This is a genomic window from Actinoplanes awajinensis subsp. mycoplanecinus (assembly GCF_001509495.1).
GTDB lineage: Bacteria > Actinomycetota > Actinomycetes > Mycobacteriales > Micromonosporaceae > Actinoplanes > Actinoplanes palleronii.
Genome location: NZ_LLZH01000132.1, coordinates 1 through 734, shown reverse-complemented (window position 1 = coordinate 734; position 734 = coordinate 1). Strand labels below are relative to the sequence as shown.

The following is a 734-nucleotide window of genomic DNA, read 5'->3' as shown; positions in this document are numbered from 1 at the left end:
ACCCGCCGGGTCGGTGTTCCGGCGTACCTCATCACCTGCCGGTGGTGGGCGCTGGCCGCGGGCTGGCAACGCGCCGGGATCCGACTGGTCCTGGTCGCGGTCGCCGGGTACCTGCTGGCGGGGCTGGTGGTTGTCCGATGACTGCCAACCGTGCTCCGAAACAACCCAAGAAGCGTGCCGCACGGCACGTGGAGACCAGCGACTTCGACGCGTTCGCGCGGCGGATCCTGCGGGCTTACGCCCGACGGGTCGCGGCCGGCGACGTGGAGGCCCTGGCCTCGATGGTCACGCTGACGACCGAGGTCGACGCGATGCTGCGTCTGGCCGTCGCCGGTCTGCGGGCCAAACCGTACTCGTACTCGTGGGACGAGATCGCCCGTCGGCTGGGTGTTTCCCGGCAGGCCGCGCAGCAGCGCTACGGCGACAAGTCCGACCGGCACGCCCTCGACTCCCGGCTCCTCGAAGCGGGTTTGCGCGTGTCCGTGGCGACCCTGACGCAGGTGTTCGCCGATCACCACCCCGGTAGCCCGATGCCTTCGCGGTGTCCCGGCTGCGGCTACCCGTACCCCGACAACGTCTTCGACTGCCCCACGAACGCCACCGTGCGTCCGCTGCTTCTGCGGCGGCGTGGCGAAGACCAGGACGCGGTAGCCCGACTCACCCCTGACCAGTTCGCCGACCTGCACAACCCGAAGTCCCGCACCCAGCGGGCAACGGTTCGGCAGTCGGCCCGT

Annotated in this window: 1 protein-coding gene; it reads left to right on the top strand. The window is 70.7% G+C overall.

Annotated elements, in window-relative coordinates; genetic code table 11:
* Positions 1 to 137: 137 nt before the first annotated feature.
* A partial coding sequence (locus ADL15_RS57075) for a hypothetical protein (protein WP_394326937.1) occupies positions 138 to 734 on the top strand: 597 nt, incomplete at its 3' end.